This window comes from Campylobacter taeniopygiae, from assembly GCF_005406225.1.
In the GTDB taxonomy this organism is placed as follows: Bacteria; Campylobacterota; Campylobacteria; order Campylobacterales; family Campylobacteraceae; genus Campylobacter_D; species Campylobacter_D taeniopygiae.
Map to the genome: position 1 here is coordinate 1 of NZ_NXLY01000079.1, position 407 is coordinate 407.

Consider the following 407-nt stretch of genomic DNA (forward strand, 5'->3'; position numbering starts at 1 on the left):
TTTCATCTTCTTCTACTAATTTTAATACACAAGTTGTGTCCATATCTAATAACACTCTAAGACAAAGTTCAATAACCTTTCCCTTAAGCCAACTAATATTAAATCCAAATTCTAAACGTTTTTTTTGTATTATTGATATAACTTCTTCTAAATCTTTTTTAACTAATTTTATATCATCACCACGAGCATATTTACGCATAGCGTTATGAAATTTTCTATCTTCTATGGCAGAAAAATAATTTTCCCTTCTTGCATCTCCTAAAGGAAGTTCTAAAAGTTCTTTTTCATCCTCTTCAATCTCTTCTTCGCATTTTATTATTTCTTCAGTAAAATACGCTTCATCTTTACTAGTATCCCTTAGCATTTTCTATCCTTTCGATTAAGTTTTTAGTTTTTGCGTTTTTATC

At 28.3% G+C, this 407-nt stretch carries 1 protein-coding gene; it reads right to left on the bottom strand.

All coding sequences use genetic code 11. The features are described 5' to 3' along the window. A partial coding sequence (locus CQA75_RS09020; protein WP_137624610.1) for a PoNe immunity protein domain-containing protein occupies positions 1 to 364 on the bottom strand: 364 nt, incomplete at its 3' end. Between the last annotated feature and the right edge of the window lie 43 nt (positions 365 to 407).